13 protein-coding genes are annotated in these 18,398 nt (G+C 62.2%); 6 read left to right on the forward strand and 7 right to left on the reverse strand.

Features of this window, described 5'->3' with window-relative positions; all coding sequences use genetic code 11:
- Positions 1 to 18 precede the first annotated feature (18 nt).
- Both mce and D0Z70_RS09735 read right to left on the reverse strand, forming a co-directional pair.
- Entirely contained in the window at positions 19 to 456 is a 438-nt protein-coding gene (gene mce, locus D0Z70_RS09730; protein WP_119745819.1) for a methylmalonyl-CoA epimerase, read from the reverse strand.
- Positions 457 to 570: 114 nt separating this feature from the next.
- On the reverse strand, positions 571 to 2,103 hold the full coding sequence (locus D0Z70_RS09735) for an acyl-CoA carboxylase subunit beta (RefSeq protein WP_119745821.1): 1,533 nt from the start codon (positions 2,101 to 2,103) through the stop codon (positions 571 to 573).
- A 229-nt stretch (positions 2,104 to 2,332) separates the two neighbouring features.
- On the opposite strand from D0Z70_RS09735, the gene D0Z70_RS09740 reads away from it, so the two are divergent.
- Both D0Z70_RS09740 and D0Z70_RS09745 read left to right on the forward strand, forming a co-directional pair.
- Entirely contained in the window at positions 2,333 to 3,748 is a 1,416-nt protein-coding gene (locus D0Z70_RS09740) for a helix-turn-helix domain-containing protein (RefSeq protein WP_119745823.1), read from the forward strand.
- A 55-nt stretch (positions 3,749 to 3,803) separates the two neighbouring features.
- The gene (locus D0Z70_RS09745; RefSeq protein ID WP_119745826.1) at positions 3,804 to 4,514 is read left to right on the forward strand and encodes a 2OG-Fe dioxygenase family protein; all 711 of its coding nucleotides are present in this window, start codon (positions 3,804 to 3,806) and stop codon (positions 4,512 to 4,514) included.
- 205 nt (positions 4,515 to 4,719) lie between these two features.
- Here the strand turns inward: D0Z70_RS09745 and gor are convergent, their stop codons facing one another.
- Together gor and pgi are read right to left on the reverse strand one after the other, a co-directional pair.
- On the reverse strand, positions 4,720 to 6,066 hold the full coding sequence (gor, locus tag D0Z70_RS09750; RefSeq protein ID WP_119745828.1) for a glutathione-disulfide reductase: 1,347 nt from the start codon (positions 6,064 to 6,066) through the stop codon (positions 4,720 to 4,722).
- Positions 6,067 to 6,242: 176 nt separating this feature from the next.
- Entirely contained in the window at positions 6,243 to 7,748 is a 1,506-nt protein-coding gene (gene pgi, locus D0Z70_RS09755; protein ID WP_119745830.1) for a glucose-6-phosphate isomerase, read from the reverse strand.
- Between the two features lie 176 nt (positions 7,749 to 7,924).
- Between pgi and lepB the strand changes: the two genes are divergently transcribed.
- From lepB to era, 3 genes are all read left to right on the forward strand, one after another.
- Positions 7,925 to 8,764 carry a signal peptidase I gene (gene lepB, locus D0Z70_RS09760; RefSeq protein ID WP_119745832.1) on the forward strand — a complete coding sequence of 280 codons (840 nt, stop codon included), beginning with the start codon at positions 7,925 to 7,927 and terminating at the stop codon, positions 8,762 to 8,764.
- On the forward strand, positions 8,761 to 9,444 hold the full coding sequence (rnc, locus tag D0Z70_RS09765) for a ribonuclease III (protein ID WP_119745834.1): 684 nt from the start codon (positions 8,761 to 8,763) through the stop codon (positions 9,442 to 9,444). The genes lepB and rnc overlap by 4 nt, the downstream gene beginning before the upstream one ends.
- Before the next feature lie 157 nt (positions 9,445 to 9,601).
- Positions 9,602 to 10,510, forward strand: coding sequence for a GTPase Era (gene era, locus D0Z70_RS09770; RefSeq protein WP_119745836.1), 909 nt, complete (start codon positions 9,602 to 9,604; stop codon positions 10,508 to 10,510).
- Positions 10,511 to 10,752: 242 nt separating this feature from the next.
- Here era and topA read toward each other — a convergent pair whose 3' ends face one another.
- Together topA and D0Z70_RS09780 are read right to left on the reverse strand one after the other, a co-directional pair.
- Entirely contained in the window at positions 10,753 to 13,308 is a 2,556-nt protein-coding gene (gene topA / locus D0Z70_RS09775; RefSeq protein ID WP_119745838.1) for a type I DNA topoisomerase, read from the reverse strand.
- A gap of 175 nt (positions 13,309 to 13,483) precedes the next feature.
- Entirely contained in the window at positions 13,484 to 13,771 is a 288-nt protein-coding gene (locus tag D0Z70_RS09780) for a GIY-YIG nuclease family protein (protein ID WP_119745840.1), read from the reverse strand.
- 581 nt (positions 13,772 to 14,352) lie between these two features.
- On the opposite strand from D0Z70_RS09780, the gene D0Z70_RS09785 reads away from it, so the two are divergent.
- On the forward strand, positions 14,353 to 17,130 hold the full coding sequence (locus D0Z70_RS09785) for a TonB-dependent receptor (RefSeq protein WP_119745842.1): 2,778 nt from the start codon (positions 14,353 to 14,355) through the stop codon (positions 17,128 to 17,130).
- Between the two features lie 165 nt (positions 17,131 to 17,295).
- Here the strand turns inward: D0Z70_RS09785 and D0Z70_RS09790 are convergent, their stop codons facing one another.
- Complete coding sequence (locus D0Z70_RS09790) at positions 17,296 to 18,318, reverse strand: LacI family DNA-binding transcriptional regulator (protein ID WP_119745844.1); 1,023 nt, start codon at positions 18,316 to 18,318, stop codon at positions 17,296 to 17,298.
- Between the last annotated feature and the right edge of the window lie 80 nt (positions 18,319 to 18,398).

Raw genomic sequence — 18,398 nt, forward strand, 5'->3', positions numbered from 1 at the left:
GGGGGGAGGGTTAAACCGTCAATGCGCCTCCTTGGGCGTCTCCATGATCTCGGTCAGCACCCCGTTCATATCCTTGGGATGCACGAAGAAGATCGGCGTGCCATGCGCCCCGATCCGCGGCTCGCCCAGCACCCGCGCACCCTTCGCCTCGAACCAGGCCTTGGCCTCAAGAATGTCCGGCACTTCGTAGCACATATGATGCTGCCCACCGGCCGGGTTCTTGGCGATGAAGGCGGTGATCGGCGAGCTTTCATCGAACGGCTCGATCAATTCGATCTGCGTCCCCGCCGTGCCGTTTTCGCCCGGCGTATCGACAAAACACACCTTCACCCCCTGCGCAGGCAGGTCGAAGGGTTCGTGGATCTTCGTCGCGCCCATGACATCGCGATAATAAGCGATGCTCTTTTCGAGTGAGGGCGTTGCAACGCCGATATGGTTGAGACGGCCGAGTTTCATCTAGCGTTCCTAAACTTCGTCATTCCCGCGCAGGCGGGAATCCATCTCCCACCCCATCCCAAGGCGCGAGGCCCGGAGATGGATCCCCGCCTTCGCGGGGATGACGGGCCTTAGTTAAAGCGGAATATTGTCATGCTTCTTCCACGGATTCTCCAGCGCCTTGTTGCGCAGCTTCCGCAGCCCCAGCGCAATCCGCCGCCGGGTCGAGTGGGGCTGGATCACCTCGTCGATAAAGCCTTTTGACGCGGCCACGAACGGGTTGGCGAAGCGCGCTTCATATTCTGCGGTGCGTTCGGCAATCTCGTCCGCCGTCTTGCCGCGGAAGATGATCTCGACCGCGCCCTTGGCTCCCATCACCGCGATTTCGGCGGTCGGCCAGGCATAGTTCAAATCACCGCGCAGATGCTTGGACGCCATCACGTCATAGGCGCCGCCATAGGCTTTGCGGGTGATGATGGTGATCTTGGGCACGGTCGCTTCGGCATAGGCAAACAGCAGTTTGGCGCCATGCTTGATGATGCCATTATGTTCCTGCGCGGTGCCCGGCAGGAAGCCCGGCACGTCCACCAACGTCACGATCGGAATTTCGAAGGCATCGCAGAAGCGCACGAAACGCCCCGCTTTCTTGGACGAGTTGATGTCCAGCACGCCCGCCAGCACGAAAGGCTGGTTGGCGACGATGCCGACAGTCCGCCCTTCGACCCGGCCAAAGCCGCAGATGATGTTGCCGGCGTGCGCGGGCTGCACCTCAAAGAAATCGCCCTCATCCACGATCTTCCTGATCAGCTCGTGCATGTCGTAGGGCTGGTTCGCATTGGCGGGGATTAGCGTGTCGAGGCTGGGTTCGATACGATCCCAAGGGTCCGCGCTCGGCCGTTCCGGCACCGGTTCCTTGTTCGACGCGGGCAGGAAGTCGACGAAATCGCGCACCGCCAGCAGCGCCTCGATATCATTTTCGAACGCCACGTCCGCCACGCCCGACTTGGTCGTGTGCGTCACCGCACCACCCAGTTCTTCCTGCGTCACGACCTCGTTCGTCACCGTCTTGACCACGTCGGGGCCGGTCACGAACATGAAGCTGCTATCCTTCACCATGAAGATGAAGTCGGTCATCGCGGGCGAATAGACCGCGCCGCCCGCGCATGGCCCCATGATCACGCTGATCTGCGGCACGACGCCCGACGCCAGCACATTGCGCTGGAAAATCTCGGCATAGCCCGCAAGCGACGCCACACCCTCCTGAATCCGCGCGCCGCCGCTGTCATTCAGGCCGATCACGGGCGCGCCGACTTTCAGCGCCATGTCCATGATCTTGCAGATTTTCATCGCGTGCCGTTCCGACACTGCGCCGCCATACACCGTGAAATCCTGGCTGAACAGGAACACCAGCCGACCGTTGATCGTGCCGGAACCGGTGACGACGCCATCGCCGGGAATATGCGCCTCATCCATGCCGAAATCAGTGCAATTATGCTCGACATACATGTCCAGCTCTTCAAAGCTGCCCTCATCCAGCAACACCTCGATCCGCTCGCGCGCGGTCAGCTTGCCCTTGCCATGCTGCGCGTCGATGCGGCGTTGCCCCCCCCCCATACGCGCACCTTCGCGCTTGGCTTCCAGCTGTTCGATAATGGCGAGCTTCGACATAGGCATATCTCTCCGGTCAGGACGCGGACCTGTTATGACGCCCTGTTCCCGTCTTTGCGATTTTTCGCAAATGTAAATTTGCTAATTTGCAAATCACCACTTCGCAAATTAGGGTCGCCCACGCTTCCCTCCGTTCGTTTCGAGCGAAGTCGAGAAACGTCGCGCACCGGTTTCTCGACTTCGCTCGAAACGAACGGCGGTTGGGTTAGACAAAGGACAGGCAACCATCATGGCACGCGGCAATCGCATCTTTGCAGGACCAAGGCTGCGCCAGTTGCGCCTCGACCATCGCATGGACCAGGCGACGATGGCGCAGGCGCTGAGCATATCCGTGTCCTACCTGTCCCAGATGGAAAATGACGATCGTCCCCTGACCGCCAAGGTCAAGGCGGCGCTCGCCAATGCCTTCCCGACCGACTGGGCCAGTTTCGACGCGCGCGAGGATGAGCAGATGCTGGGTGCCTTCACCTTTGCGCTCAGCCATCCCGAACTGCCCGGCGTCGCGCTGGAGCCGGAGCGGATTGAGAAATTGCACCTGCAATTCCCTGAGTTCGCGGCCCGCTATCTCGACCTATACAACGCCCATATCCGGGCGAACGAACGCATCAACATGATCGAGGAAGCGATCGCCAACGACAGCACGGTGCAGGCCCGCCTGCCGTGGGAGGCCGCGCGCGACTGGTTTCATGAGGCGGGCAATTATGTCCATTCGATCGACTGCCTAGCGGAGGATATGGCGGCCAGCTTCACTGCCGGTCAGGCGCTGGACGAAGGGATGCTGGTCGAGGCGCTGGCGCGGCGGCACGGTATCGAAACGCTGATCGCCGACACGCCCGACAGCGCGCTGCGATCCTATAGCAGTGTCACGCGCAAGCTGTTCGTCAACGCGGCGCTCCCCGTCGAAAGCCGCAAATTCATGCTCGCCCACCAACTGATGATGCTGGAGGGGCAGGCGGTGATTGCCGACGTGGTGACCAAAGCCGCCCTGCCCGTCCCCGGCGCGGACCGGCTGCTGGCGATCGGCCTTGGCAATTATGCCGCTGGCGCGCTGCTGATGCCCTATGCCCCGTTTCGGGAAGCAGCGCGGGTCATGCGCCATGATATCGACCGGCTGGCGCGCACATTCGGCGTCAGTTTCGAGCAAGCCTGCCATCGCCTCTCTACGCTGCAACGGCCAGGCCTGCGCGGCATCCCCTTCTTCTTCTGTCGCGTCGATATGGCGGGCAACATCACCAAGCGCCACAGCGCCACGCGCCTGCAATTCGCGCGTTTCGGCGGCGCCTGCCCGCTGTGGAATGTCCACGAAGCCGTCGCCATCCCCGACCGGATCAACGTGCAACTGGGCGAAACGCCCGATGGCGTGCGCTATGTGTCGATGGCCAAGGGGCTGGTGAAACCATCGGGCAGCTACATCCGCACGCCGCGCCGCTTTGCCGTGGTGCTGGGGTGCGAGACCGCCCATGCCGCCAACTTCGTCTATGCCGACGGGCTGCGGCTGGAGGACGAGGGCGCGGCAACGCCCATCGGCATCACCTGCCGCCTCTGTTCGCGCCAAAGCTGCGACCAGCGCGCCTTCCCGCCCGCCGACCGGCCGATCCATGTCGACCCGGACAATCGCCAGATCGTCCCCTACTGGATCGGGTGAAGCCAGCCTGCGGAAAGCGGCCCTGTCGCTCGTTTCGGATGGGGATTAGGGAGGTATGATGACCGATAGCGCGCTGATCGACCCCGTAACTGACGCCCTCGCGACGATTGGCTATGCACGCCTGTCGGGCAGTCAGACCTTTGCGCAACTCGGCGTCGATGCGGCTGACTGGCGCAATTTTGCCGATAGCTGGAACGATCTGGGGCCGGACCTCTATATGGCCGACGGCGGACGCTATCGCCGCCGCCGCCACGCGACCTTTCGCTGTCAGGATGGTGGCTTCACCCGCCAGCCGCACCAGCCCCATTATCAGAGCCGCGACTATAATAGGCTCAATGGCGATGTGCAGCGCTGGTTCGATCCGGTCGAGCAGGCCACGGTCGACAATCCGGTCTGCCGCGCCATCTTCGCCTTTTGCGCGGCGCATTTTCCGATGACTGGTCCGGCCCATGTCGAAATGCATCAATTCCGTATCGAAGCCAAACCCGGCGAAGTCGGTCGCCCGACGCCGGAGGGGTTGCACCGCGACGGAGTCGACCATGTGTTCGTGATGCTGATCGAACGACGCAATGTGCGCGAGGGCGTAACCCGCATCGGCGCACCCAACGGCACGGCGCTGGGCGAATTCATGCTGGCGGAAGCGGGCGACGCGATGCTGATCGACGATCGGCGGATATTGCACGGCGTGACGGAAATCCACGCGGTGGACGCCGCCCAACCAGCCTGGCGCGATGCGCTGGTTGTCACGTTTGTGGCCCCACCATAATCACCCCTCCCCTGAAGGCAGGGCTATCGCATATGAAACTGTCCCCTCCCTCATCGTCATCCTGAATTTATTTCAGGATCCATTTCTCGTCTCAAACCGCGGCTTTTGGGGCATGATGGATGCTGAAACGAGTTCAGCATGACGTTGGAGGGATAACGAAAAGTCATATGCAATCCCCCTCCCCTGCAAGGGGAGGGGTTTATTCCTATTTCAACAGCACTAATTCCTCCGCCATGCTCGGATGCAACGCCACCGTGTCGTCGAAATCCTGCTTGGTCAGCCCCGCCTTCACCGCAATGGCGGCGGCCTGCAATATCTCCGGCGCGTCGGGACCGATCATGTGCAGGCCCACCACCCGGTCGGTCGTCGCGTCCACAATCATCTTGTAGAGCGCCCGCTCCTCGCGCCCCGCCAGCACATATTTCATCGGGCGGAAGTCGGACGTGTAGACCTTCACCGTCCCCAGCTTGTTCTTCGCCTGCGCCTCGGTCATGCCGACACCGGCAAGCGGCGGGTGGCTGAACACGGCGGATGGCACGCAGTCATAATCGACCGTGCGCGGGTTGTTGCCGAACACCGTGTCGGCAAAGGCGTGACCCTCACGGATCGCCACCGGGGTCAGTTGCAACCGGTCGGTGACGTCACCCACGGCATAGATGCTCTCGCAACTCGTCTTGTTATAGTCATCGACCTTGATCGCGCCCTTGTCGTCCAGATCGACGCCTGCGCTGTCCAGCCCCAGCCCGTCCACATTGGGCTTGCGCCCGGTCGCAAACAGGATGACGTCGGCGGCAACCGGGTCGCCCGACTGGAAGTGGACGCACAGCGTGCCGTCGTCGGTCTTTTCGATCCGCTCCATCTGCGCGTTGAAGCGGAAGTTGATGCCCTTGCTCATCGAAATCTGGAGCAGCCGGTCGCGTATCTGCTCGTCATAGCCGCGCAGCAAAGTGCCGGACCGGTTGACGATGGTCACATGGCTGCCGAACTGGTGGAAGATGCCGGCAAATTCATTGGCGATATAGCCGCCACCGACGATGACGATGCGCTTGGGGCATTGTTCCAGATGGAACACCTCGTTGGAGGTGATGCCATGTTCCGCGCCCTCAATCTCCGGCATGATCGGCCAGGCGCCGGTCGCGACCAGGATATATTTGGCGGTGACTTCCCGCCCGCTGGCCAGCTTCACGCTGTGCGGCCCGGTCACCACCGCCCGTTCGGGGATCATCTCGACTTTATGGCTGTCGAGCGTATTCCTGTAGAGACCCTCCAGCCGGTCGACCTCGCCCAGCACATTGTCGCGCAGCGTGGTCCATTCAAAGCCGCAGTCGGGGACATTCCAGCCGAACCGGCGCGCATCCTTCAGATCCTCGGCGAAATGCGCGCCGTAGATGAGCAGCTTTTTTGGCACACAACCGCGAATGACGCAGGTGCCGCCGACGCGAAATTCCTCGGCCACCGCAACCTTCGCCCCATGCGCCGCCGCCACGCGCGACGCGCGCACGCCGCCCGATCCTGCACCGATGACGAAAAGGTCGAAATCAAACTCGCTCATGCCTGGCCTCCGATTGGGTGCGGGGGATATGGCGGTTGGGCGCGGGAGTTACAAACGGGATTTTCAAACCCAATCCGTTCGGGCTGAGCGAAGTCGAAGCCCCCCGCTGAGCGAAGCGAAGTGCCCTCCCTTCGGTCGGGCGAACCCTTCGACTTCGCTCAGGGCGAACGGTCGGCTTACTCCGCCCCCAGCGCAATCTCGATCAGCGCCATGGTCGATGGATCAAAGCCTACCGCCCCGTCGGTCTCTATCGACTTGGCAATCTCTTTGCCCAGCTCCACGCCGAACTGGTCGAACGGGTTGATCCCCATCAGCACTGCATTCGCAAAGGTGCGATGCTCGTAAAAGGCGATCAGCGCGCCCAGCGCGTGCGGGGTCACATCGTCCATCAGGATGGTGGTGGACGGCCGGTTGCCGGGATAGGCGCGTGCCGGGTCGGCGGCATTATCCTTGCCGCGCATCAGCGCGGCCCCCTGCGCAAAGCAGTTGACCAGCAGCGCGCGATGATGCGCCGGGTCCAGCGCATGGCCCGGCTCGATCGAGGCGATAAACTCGACCGGCGTGATGATCGTCCCCTGATGCAGCAGCTGGAACACGGCATGTTGCGCGTCGGTCCCCACCCCGCCCCAGGTGATCGGTGCGGTCGGGCCATCGACCGGCGATCCGTCCAGCTTCACCGCCTTGCCATTGCTCTCCATCTCCAGCTGCTGGAGATAGGATGGCAGCAGCGCCAGCCGCTCGTCATAGGCGAACACGGCGCGGGTCTGGCAGCCCAGCACACGCGCATAATATTGGTCGGCAAAGGCCGCGATCAGCGGGATATTCTGCGCCGGATCGGACAGGCGGAAATGGCGGTCCATCTCGGCTGCGCCCTCCAGCAGGCTTTCAAACGCATCCCAGCCCAGCGCCAGTGCAGCGGGAAAGCCGATCGAGGACCAGAGCGAATAACGCCCGCCCACGGACTCGGCAAAGGGCAGGATGCGGGTTTCATCGACACCCCATTCCATCGCCCGGTCAGGCGCGGCGGTCAGCGCGACGACGCGGCCATAGGGATCGTCCACCCCGCCCTCGACCATCCAGTTGATCGCGCTTGCTGCGTTCAGCATGGTCTCGCTGGTGGTGAAGGTCTTGGAGGCGATGGCGATCAGCGTCGCATGGGGATCGAACCCCTCGATCGCCCGCTCCAGCGCCGTGCCATCGACATTGGACACGATGGCCACGTCATAACGCACCCCGTCACCGTCCAGCGCATCGACAATCAGGTCGGGACCAAGCGCCGATCCACCAATGCCGATATGCAGGATATGGCGAATCTCGCCCAGCGCCCCGGCCTCGATCGCGTCGATCAGGCCGCGCATCCGGTTGTGCAGCATTTTGGCATGGGCAACGCTGTCGGGGTTCCCCTCGCCACGCTCGGCGGGATGTTCGGCGGCGCGGCCTTCGGTGTTGTTCACCGCCTCGCCCGCAAACAGCGCGTCGCGCCGCCGGGCAAAGCCCTGCTCGTCGGCCAGCGCCAGAAAGCCTGCCATCAGATCGTCGGTCAAATGGGTCTTGGACCAGTCGAACCGGATCGGTCCCTGGGTCAGCACCAGCTTGGACAGGCGATCGGGATCGGTGGTAAAGATCGACTTGAGGTCGGCTTGTGGCAGGGCAGAAAGCGCCGCCAGTGCAGGACTGGGCATGAAATATCCTCTTCGATGGAATCGAAACCGGCGCTGCACCTGCCGATTCTCGGCCTGTTTAGCCAATGTTTCGACCAATTGCATCGGTCAGGACGCGCTTGACGTGTCAGGGCGCAAGCCTCAAAAGCCGCGACGGCCGCCTTATCGGCGATTTCACAGGGATTGAACGACCACCCATGACTGCAAAATCGGAAACGCGGGACTTTATCTGGTTCCTCGCCAGGCTGGGCCTGTTCGTCTTTGTGCTGCGCAGTTTCATCATTTCGCCGTTCAACATCCCGTCGGAATCGATGCAGCCACGCCTGCTGATCGGCGATTATCTGCTGGTCGCCAAATGGCCCTATGGTTATTCGCGCTATTCGCTGCCGTTCAGTTTGCCACTGATCCCCGGTCGCATTTTCGCGTCCACCCCCCATCGCGGCGACGTGGTGGTGTTCAAGGCACCGCCGAGCCAGAGGAACGACTATATCAAGCGGGTGATCGGCCTGCCCGGCGACATGATCGCCGTGCGCGGTGGCACCGTTTACCTCAACGGCGCGGCCATCCCGAAGCAGAAGGTCGCCGATCTCGTCATTCCGGTGACGCAGAACATGCTCGACGCGGCGGCGAAGGAAGGCGCGGAGTCCCCCTGCTATCGCCCCGATTTTGAGGAAGCGGCCCCCGGCGGCGGCAAGCAGTGCCGATATCCGCAATATCGCGAAACCCTGCCCGCGACCAAGGACGTCCCCGCGAAAAGCTATAATGTGCTGGACCTGGTGCCGGACGGCGCAGCCGATGACCGCGACACCGTGCTTGTGCCGCAAGGGCATCTGTTCATGATGGGCGACAATCGCGATCGCAGCGCCGACAGCCGTTTCCCGGCGGTCGAGGGGGGCGGCATCGGCCTCGTCCCCGAAGAAAATCTGGTCGGCAAGGCGATGATCTCGGTATTTTCGACCGATGGCAGCGCCAACTGGCTGCTGCCCTGGACCTGGGTGTCGGCCGCGCGCTGGAACCGGATCGGGGAAGGCTTTTGAACCATAAGGCACCCCGGCCGGACACCGATGGCTGGCTGACGGCGCTGATCGGTCGCCCGCCGCACGACCCTGCGCCGTTTCAGCAGGCGCTGACCCATGGCAGCGCCAATCCGTTAAACTATGAGCGGCTGGAATTTCTGGGCGACCGGGTGCTGGGGCTGCTGGTATCCGAATGGGTGTTCGAGCGCTTTTCTGGCGAACCCGAAGGCAAATTGTCGCGCCGCTTCAATGCGCTGGTATCAGGCGAAACCTGCGCAGAGGTGGCACGCGCAGCGGGCGTGCCCACCCATCTGGTGCTGGGCAAGCAGGCGCGCGACGATGGCGCGGCCAATAGCGACAATGTACTGGGCGACGTCATGGAGGCGCTGATCGGCGCGCTCTATCTGGAGGCCGGACTGGAGGAAGCGCGTACGTTGGTGCGCCGCCTCTGGGCCGACCGGGTGGACACCCAGACAGCCGCCCCGCGCCACCCCAAGTCCGCGCTCCAGGAATGGGCCGCCGCCAACAAGCGCAAGCCCCCAGAATATGAAGTCAAGGACCGCTCCGGCCCCCACCATGCCCTGCGCTTCGTCGTGTCGGTAACGATCAAGGGCGCGGGCGAAGCCAGCGCGACCGGCGGATCGAAACAGGAAGCGGAAACGGCGGCAGCGGCGGCGTTGCTGGAGAAGCTGACGGGGTAGTGCCAGCTTTCGCTTAAGGCATAATAGGCCTACACATCATCGTCATCCCGGGCTTGACCCGGGATCCCGCTTTTCTTGGTCCACGCCGGACCGAAGAAGCGGGATCCCGGCTTTCGCCGGGATGACGAAATTGCCGTAGGCAAACGGAGTATATTTGTTGGAAGTTTCAGAAACCAATCAGCGCTGCGGCGTCATTGCCGTTGTCGGCGCGCCCAATGCGGGCAAGTCCACGCTGGTCAACGCGCTGGTGGGGCAGAAGGTGGCGATCACCAGTGCCAAGGCGCAGACCACGCGCACCCGCGTCATGGGCGTCGCGATCGAGGGCGACGCGCAGTTGGTGCTTGTGGACACGCCCGGCATTTTTGCGCCCAAACGGCGGCTGGACCGCGCCATGGTGCAGGCGGCCTGGGGCGGCGCACAGGGCGCGGACCTGATCGCGATGGTGGTCGATGGCAAGGCGGGCCGTGGCCCAAAGCTGGAACCCATCATCGAAGCGCTCAAGCATCGCACCGAACGCAAATGGCTGATCCTCAACAAGGTGGACATCGCCATCAAGGAAAAGCTGCTGACCCATACCCAGGTGCTGAACGACACGCTGGGCTTCGACGAAATCTTCTTCGTGTCCGCCGCGACCGGTGATGGCCTGCCTGAACTGAAAGCAGCCTTCGCCGCAGCGATGCCGGAAGGGCCATGGCATTTTCCCGAAGATCAGGTGTCGGACGCGACCGACCGGATGCTGGCGGCGGAAATCACCCGCGAGCAGCTTTATCATCAGCTCCACGCCGAACTGCCCTATGCCGCCGCCGTCGATACCGAACAATATAAGGAACGGCAGGACGGATCGGTCGAAATCCACCAGCAAATCCTGGTCGGCCGCCCGACCCAGCGTGCCATCGTGCTGGGCAAGGGCGGGCAGCGATTGAAGGAAATCGGCTCAAAAGCGCGCGAGGAACTGGCAAACCTGCTGGGCGTGAAGGTCCACCTCTATTTGCATGTGAAGGTGAAGGAAGATTGGGAAAATGACCGCGGCATCTACCGCGACATCGGGCTGGACTGGGTGGAGTAAGAGTTCCCCACCACCGTCATCCTGACGAAAGTCAGGATCCATTCGTCGCTACGCTGCTTATTCTCGTAGCGCTACCCCGAATGGATCCCGCATCAAGTGCGGGATGACGGAGTGCGCGATGGCAAGCTTCGCTTCGCCCACCACCGCCGTCATCCCGCACTTGATCCGGAATCCAGGGTGGCTCTCGCAGTGCGTGCCGCCCTGGATCCTGACGTTCGTCAGGATGACACTTGCGGAGGAATCTACTCCGCCGCCGCCGCCTTCTTCTTCGCGGGGGCCTTCTTCGCAGCCGGCTTCTTCGCCGCCGCCTTCTTGGGCGCGGCTTTCTTCTTCGCGCCCTTCTTGGCCGGTGCCGCCGCCGCGCGCGCGTCGATCAGTTGCGCGGCCTCCTCCAGTGTCAGCTGATCCTTGTCCACCGTCTTGGGCAGGGTCGCGTTGGTCGTGCCGTCGGTGACATAAGCGCCATAGCGCCCTTCCATCAGCTTGATCTCCAGCTCCGTACGCGGATGCGCGCCCAGCACCTTCAAAGGCTCCCGCCCGGCACTGCGCGGACCGCGGTTGGCCGCCTCCGCCAGCTTCACGACGGCGCTGTTCATCCCGACCTCGAAAATCTCCGACGTCGATGACAGCCGCCCATATTTGCCGTCATGCAGCAGATAGGGTCCAAAGCGCCCGATATTCGCCACGATCGGCTTGCCCGTTTCGGGGTGCAGGCCGATTTCGCGTGGCAGGCTCAGCAGCTTGACGCCCCAGTCGAGCGTCAGTTCGCCATCGGGCAGATCCTTGGGGATCGACCCGCGCTTGGCCTCCTTGCCCTCGCCCATTTCGATATAGGGACCAAAGCGGCCAGATTTCTTGACGATATCCTGCCCGGTTTCCGGATGCTTCCCCAGCACTTCCGGTCCCGTATCCTCGCCATCCTTGCCACCCGGCTGGCCGAATTTGCGGGTATATTTGCATTCCGGGTAATTGGAGCAGGCGATGAACGCGCCAAAGCGCCCGCCACGCAGGGAAAGCTGCCCTTCCGCGCACAGCGGGCAGGCGCGCGGATTGCTGCCGTCGGCCTTGGGCGGGAACAGCATCGGCTCCAGAAACTTGTCCAGCGCTGCGGTAATGTCGCTCGGCTTCTGCTCCATGACCTCGGCTGTCTTGGGCTTGAAATCCTTCCAAAAGGCTTCCAGCACCGCCTGCCACTGGGCGCGACCACCGCTAATATCGTCCAGCTCGTCCTCAAGCCCCGCCGTGAAGTCATAGGAGACATAGCGCTCGAAAAAGCGCTCCAGGAAAGCCGTCACCAGCCGTCCGCTCTCCTCGGCGAAAAAGCGGTTCTTTTCGATCCGCACATAGTCGCGGTCTTTCAGCACCTGAAGCGTCGAGGCATAGGTGGACGGACGCCCGATCCCCAATTCCTCCAGCCGCTTGACGAGGCTGGCTTCGGAATAGCGCGGCGGCGGCTGGGTGAAATGCTGCTCGGCGCTCACCTTCTTCTTGGCGGGCGCGTCGCCCTCGCTCATGCGCGGCAGCAGCTTGCCGTCCTCGTCATCGCTATCGTCGCGGCCTTCCTCATACAGCGCGAGGAAGCCGGGAAAGATCACCACCTGCCCCGTCGCGCGCAGCGTATGCGTGCCGGTGGCATCGTTCATGTCGATCGTTGTGCGTTCCAGCCGCGCAGACGCCATCTGGCTGGCCAGCGCCCGCTTGAACACCAGGTCATAGAGGCGCGCATGATCGCCGCTGCCCACCTTGTCGCGCGAAAAATCGGTCGGGCGGATGGCTTCATGCGCTTCCTGCGCATTTTTCGCCTTGGTCTGGTAGATGCGCGGCTTGTCCGGCACATAGCCGCCATCATAGCGCTGCGCGATCGCGGCGCGGGCGGCGGAAATGGCGCTGCTGTCCATCTGCACGCCGTCGGTCCGCATATAGGTGATCGCGCCATCCTCATACAGTTGCTGCGCGATCCGCATCGTGTGACTGGCGGAAAAGCCGAGCTTGCGCGCCGCTTCCTGCTGGATGGTCGATGTCGTGAAGGGCGGCGGCGGGTTGCGGGTGAGCGGCTTGGTCTCGACCTTCTCGACCGTGAAGCGCCCGGCCTCGACATCGGCCTTGGCCGCCATCGCGTCGCCCTCTCGGCCGATCGTCAGCCGCTCGATCTTCTCGCCCTTCCAGCGGACGAGCCGCGCCGTAAAGGCAGTGCCGTCCTGTTCCATCTCCGCCGCGACCGACCAATATTCCTGGGGGGTGAAGCGCTCGATCTCCCGCTCCCGCTCCACCACAAGCCGCAACGCGACCGACTGCACCCGGCCCGCCGACTTGGCACCGGGCAGCTTGCGCCACAGCACCGGCGACAGGGTAAAGCCCACCAGATAGTCGAGCGCCCGGCGCGCGCGATAGGCGTCGATCAGATCCTCGTCCAGCGCGCGGGGCTTCGCCATCGCGTCCAGCACGGCGGCCTTGGTGATCGCGTTGAACGTCACCCGGTCCACTTGCGCCGGCAGCGCCTTCTTGGCGCGCAGCACCTCCTGCACATGCCAGCTGATCGCTTCCCCTTCGCGATCAGGGTCAGTCGCCAGGATCAATCGTGACGCGCCCTTGGCCGCGTCGCTGATGGCCTTGAGCTGCTTGCCCTTGTCGCCATAATTTTCCCACTGCATCGCAAAGCCGTCATCCGGGTCCACCGACCCGTCTTTGGCAGGCAGGTCGCGGATATGGCCGTAACTGGCCAGAACATGAAAATCCCCGCCCAGATATTTTTCGATGGTCTTGGCCTTGGCAGGCGATTCGACGATGACAAGCTGCATTTACGGCCCCGAACTTTGATGCCTCACACGTACGCGCGAGTCTGGAAGGCGATGACGGCGGGCGTCAAGCGGTGCGTGTGATTAGGGGAGATGTGAAACAAGCGCCAGCCCCTTGGCGCTGCCGTCATGCCAGCCTCTACCCCGTCATGCCAGCGAAGGCTGGCATCTCAGGCGACTACACGATGAAGTCGAAGAGATCGCGCCATTCCGGGTTCATTTCCTCGATCAACCGGATTTTCCATTCGCGCTTCCACGCCTTGATCGCTTTCTCCCGCGCTATGGCATCCGCGATATGATCATGGCGTTCCGCCAGAACGAGACGATGCAGATTATACTGGCGACAGAAATCCGACCCAACGCCGCGCCGATGCTGGTCCACGCGCGCATGGAGTAAATTGGTCACGCCAACATACAGCACGCCACGCGGCTTGTTGGTCATGATGTAGGTCCAGCCGCCGCGCATGGGGCAAATGTTACGCGCCGCCGCCCGAGATGCCAGCCTTCGCGGGACCAGCAATGTTGTAACTCCTTGGAAATTGCGATCTGATCCGTGCCACGCCTAACCGGTTTAGCGGTCGCCGACAGCGGTGGATGGCTCGCCGACCATCCTCAGAAGGCGGAAAGAAATGCACGGCTTGCGGTTCGGCTAAATTGTAGGAAACCGTTCCCAGCCAATATATTGTCGAAACGACGCATCCACGTATCGGCCCTCCCAGGACAGAGTCTACTTAGGCGGAAAGGCGAGAAACCTCACCGGTCAAAGATATCAATAGTTTACAATTTTAATGCGGATTTTATCACTATTTTTCAATAACTTGCTTAACGTCACTTTTTGCACCGCCGTCACAATAAGCCTGAGCGCGGCGTTCAATTGGCCCCGAATTAGAACCTAGGAACTGCCGGGGTGCAGGTTATGTCCTGCAGGTCGCATGAATACGTATGTGGGATTATGTGCAGGCTGGCCAGCGCGAGCTAACGTTTTCCTACATTCGCGAGAGCGGCAAGAAGCGCCATTACAGGCGTCTTGGGGAGGGTGTTTCTACAATGCACAATTTTTACTGTTCCGTCCTGCGCACGGCACTTATGGCAAGTGTTACGCTTTCTGTATCGTCGATCGCTTCCGCGCAAACGACCGATATGCCTGCCGCCGCCGACCAACCCGTCGATGCCATCGTCGTCACCGGCATCCGCGCATCGCTGGCCTCCGCTGCCAAGATGAAGCGCGATTCGGTGTTGATCGTCGATTCCATCACCGCCGAAGATGTCGGCAAGCTGCCCGACGTCTCGATCGCGGACTCGCTCGCCCGCCTGCCGGGCGTCACCGCCCAACGTCTCGAAGGGCGCGACCAGCGCCTGTCGATCCGCGGCCTTGGCCCGGACTTTTCCACCACCCTGCTCAACGGGCGCGAACAGGTGACCGTCGGCGACAATCGCGGCGTGGAATATGATCAATATCCGTCCGAATTCTTCCAGAACGTCAATGTCTACAAGAGTTCCGACGCAGCCCTGATCGCGGCCGGCATTTCCGGCACGGTCGACCTTAGGATGCTCCGCCCGCTCGACAAGAATGACCGCATCATCGCCGTTGCCCTGCGTGGCCAGATGAATGGCCTCGACAAGCTGAACCCGGATGGCGAACGTTATGGCTATCGCGCGTCGGCCACCTATGTCGATCAATATGCCGACGATACGCTGGGCCTCGCCATCGGCTTCTCCGCCTCGCACACCCCGTCGCAAAATGAGCGCTTCAACGCCTGGGGCTATCCGACCGATGCGGACAACAACCTGATCATCGGCGGCGCCAAACCCTATGTCCAATCCAACCTGTTGAAGCGCTACGGCGCGGTCGCCACGCTGGAATGGCAGCCGAGCGACAATTTCCATTCGACCTTCGACGTCCTCTATTCGCATTTTGAGGAAGAACAGCGCCTGCGCGGCATCGAATTTCCGCTGGTCTGGGGCACCAATGTCGGCGTCAGCGATGTGACGGTGGAAGATGGCTTCGTCACCGGCGCGACCTTCAGCAACGTCTATGGCGTGCAGCGCAACGATTATAACAAGCGCACCGCCGACACCATCTCGCTGGGCTGGAACAACCAGTTCCGCCTGAACGACAGGCTTTACTTGAACGTCGATGCCAGCTGGTCGCGCGCCAAGCGCACCGACTTCCTGCTCGAAACCTATTCGGGCACCGGCTATCTGCGGTCGGGCGTGCCCGACACCGTGCGCGTCGATCGCCAGTCCAACGGCCTGTTTCAGATCGTGCCGACCATCGACTATACCGACACCAGCATCATCAGCCTGACCGATCCCAATGGCTGGGGCTATAATGGCACGACCGCCGTGGTGCAGGCGGGATTCCTGAACCAGCCCAAATTCATCGACGATCTGCGCTCGTTCCGCACGAACCTGACGGGCGAGATTGAAGGCAGCATCTTCAGCAACTGGGAAGTCGGCGGCAATTACAGCCGTCGCAAGAAAACCAGCGCCTTCACCAGCTATTTCCTGTGTCCGACGGGCGGCACTGATTGCACCATCGCGGGCGGCACCCCCGGTTCAGCCCCCGTTCCCAGCGAAGCGCTGCTCGGCTCCAACGTCTCGCTCGGCTATCTGGGCGTTCCGGCGATGCTGACGCTTGATCCGCTCTATCTCTACAATAATGTCCTCGACGCGGTATATGATAATCGCCCGCAATCGCTCGTGCGCGATAACTTCGTGAAGGAAGATGTGTTCACGGGCTATGCCAAGATGACGATGGACGGCGAACTGGGCGGCAAGCCGCTCAAGGGCGCGTTCGGCGCGCAGGTGATCCATTCCAGGCAGCGCTCGGTCGGCACTATTTCCAGCTTCGCGAATGGCGTGGTTACGGTGGTGCCTGCTTCGGGCAAGACCAGCTATACCGATTTCCTGCCGAGCGCGCAGATGTCGGTCGAGCTGGAGCCCGGTTTCTTCATCAAACTGGGCGCGGCGCAGGCCATGGTCCGCCCGCGCCTCGACCAGGAGCGGGTGAACCAGGAATTCAGCTTCGATCCCTCAAAGATCGGCCTGGGTTCCGACCCGTTCAACAGCCCGTTCAGCTCGAACGGCGGCAACACCAATTTGCGTCCCTATCAATCGACCAATATCGACCTGTCGGTGGAACGCTATTTCCGCAATGGCGGCTATGTCTCGCTGTCAGGCTATTTCAAGAACCTGACCGACTTCGTCGATCCCAATAACAATATCGCTTATGACTTCTCGTCGCTTCTGCCCGCCTTGCCTGCCGATATTCGCAACGAAATCATCGCCAATGGCGGCGCCATCGGCTTGTTGAAGGCACCCGCCAACAACGGCAAGGGCACGATCATCGGCGCGGAAGCCACCGCATCGCTGCCCTTCAAGCTGTTCACCGAGACCCTTGATGGTTTCGGCCTCTTCGCCAGCGGCTCCTACACCCACAGCGAAGTCAAATATGGCAGCAATCCCGGCGCGACCGTGACCCTGCCGGGCCTGTCCAAATGGGTCGCGAGCGGCACCGCCTATTTTGAACGCAGCGGCTTCCAGGCACGAGTAAGCTATCGCTACCGCTCATCCTTCCTGGGCGAAGTCGCTGGCCTGTCGGCAGCCCCCACCTTCCGCACGGCCAAGGCGGAAGGCATATTGGACGCACAGATCGGCTATGAATTCCAGTCGGGTCCGCTCACCGGCCTGTCGATCTTGCTCCAGGGCAAGAACCTGACCGACCAGCCCTTCGTCACCTACCAGAATGACGACCCGCGCCAGGTCATCGACTATCAACGCTATGGCCGCGATTATTATCTGGGCCTCACCTACAAATTCTAACGCCTCCTAAATCCGCCCCCGGCGGGGGAGGATGCCCCTCTAATCTGCCTGACTGCACGCAGGCAGTTCCGGGACCGCCGCTTCTTTCAGGAGAGGGCGGTCCCTATTTTTTCAGCAACATTGCCGATTTCCACCGTTCGGGCTGCGCGAGCGTGTGAAACGCGATCAGGCGGTCATCCGGCTGACCAACCGTGTCGCCAGCAGCGTCGGCGTCACCGGCTTGCCCTTGATCTGGGCGATCAGCGCATCGACCAGCACTTCGCCCGCAAGCAGATAATCCTGCGCAACGGTGGTCAGCGGCGGGCGCGTCAGGCTGACCGCGGGAATATCGTCGAAACCGATCATCGCCACATCGTTCGGCACCGTCATCCCCGCCTCTTCCAGCGCGCGCATCGCGCCGATCGCGATCAGATCTGACCCGGCGAAAATAGCATCGAACGGAATGCCGCGCGCGATCAGGCGGCGCGCCGCTTCATGGCCGGAATGTTCGATCGACAGCGCATCGACATGCAGCCCCGGATCGACCGGTAGACCCGCCTCCACCATCGCTTCGGTCAGCCCCGCATAACGATCGCGAAATTCGGGATAGCGGTTGGACGCATCGCCCAGAAAGGCAATCGAACGGCGGCCGCGTTCGATCAGATGCCGGCCCGCATCGCGCCCACCCTGCCGATTATCGCAACCGATGGTCATGCCCAACGCATGGTCATCGACCGAACCCCAGCGGACGAAATGCGTCCCCTGCGCCACCAGCTGTTCCAGGCGGACACGGTAAATCTCGTAATTGCCATAACCGAGCAGGATGATGCCGTCGGCCTTGCGACTATCTTCATAATCGACATGCCAGTCGGTCGATAATTGCTGAAAGGATGTCAGCAGGTCATAGCCCCGCTTGGCGCAGGTTTGCAGGATCGGCCCCAGCATCGACAGGAAGAAGGGATTGATCCAGCTTTCGTCGGGCAGCAGATCCTCGAAGAACAGCAGCGCCAGCGTGTTGCTCTTTCCCCGGCGCAGCGATGACGCATTCTTGTCCACCGCATAGTTGAGCTGGCGGGCGATCGCCTCGATCCGCTTGCGCGTCCCCTCGCTGACCGTGGGGTCGCCGCGCAGCGCGCGCGATACGGTCGGCTGGGAAACACCGGCCAATGTCGCGATGTCGAACGACGTGATTTTCTCATTGACGGCCATCGCCTGATCCTACGCCGCTCCGGCACGCTTGGAAAGCCGGGCTTTGAATACGTATGTCGCATCCTTGGCCGCACCGACAA

The organism is Sphingobium terrigena (genome assembly GCF_003591655.1).
GTDB classification, from domain to species: Bacteria; Pseudomonadota; Alphaproteobacteria; order Sphingomonadales; family Sphingomonadaceae; genus Sphingobium; species Sphingobium terrigena.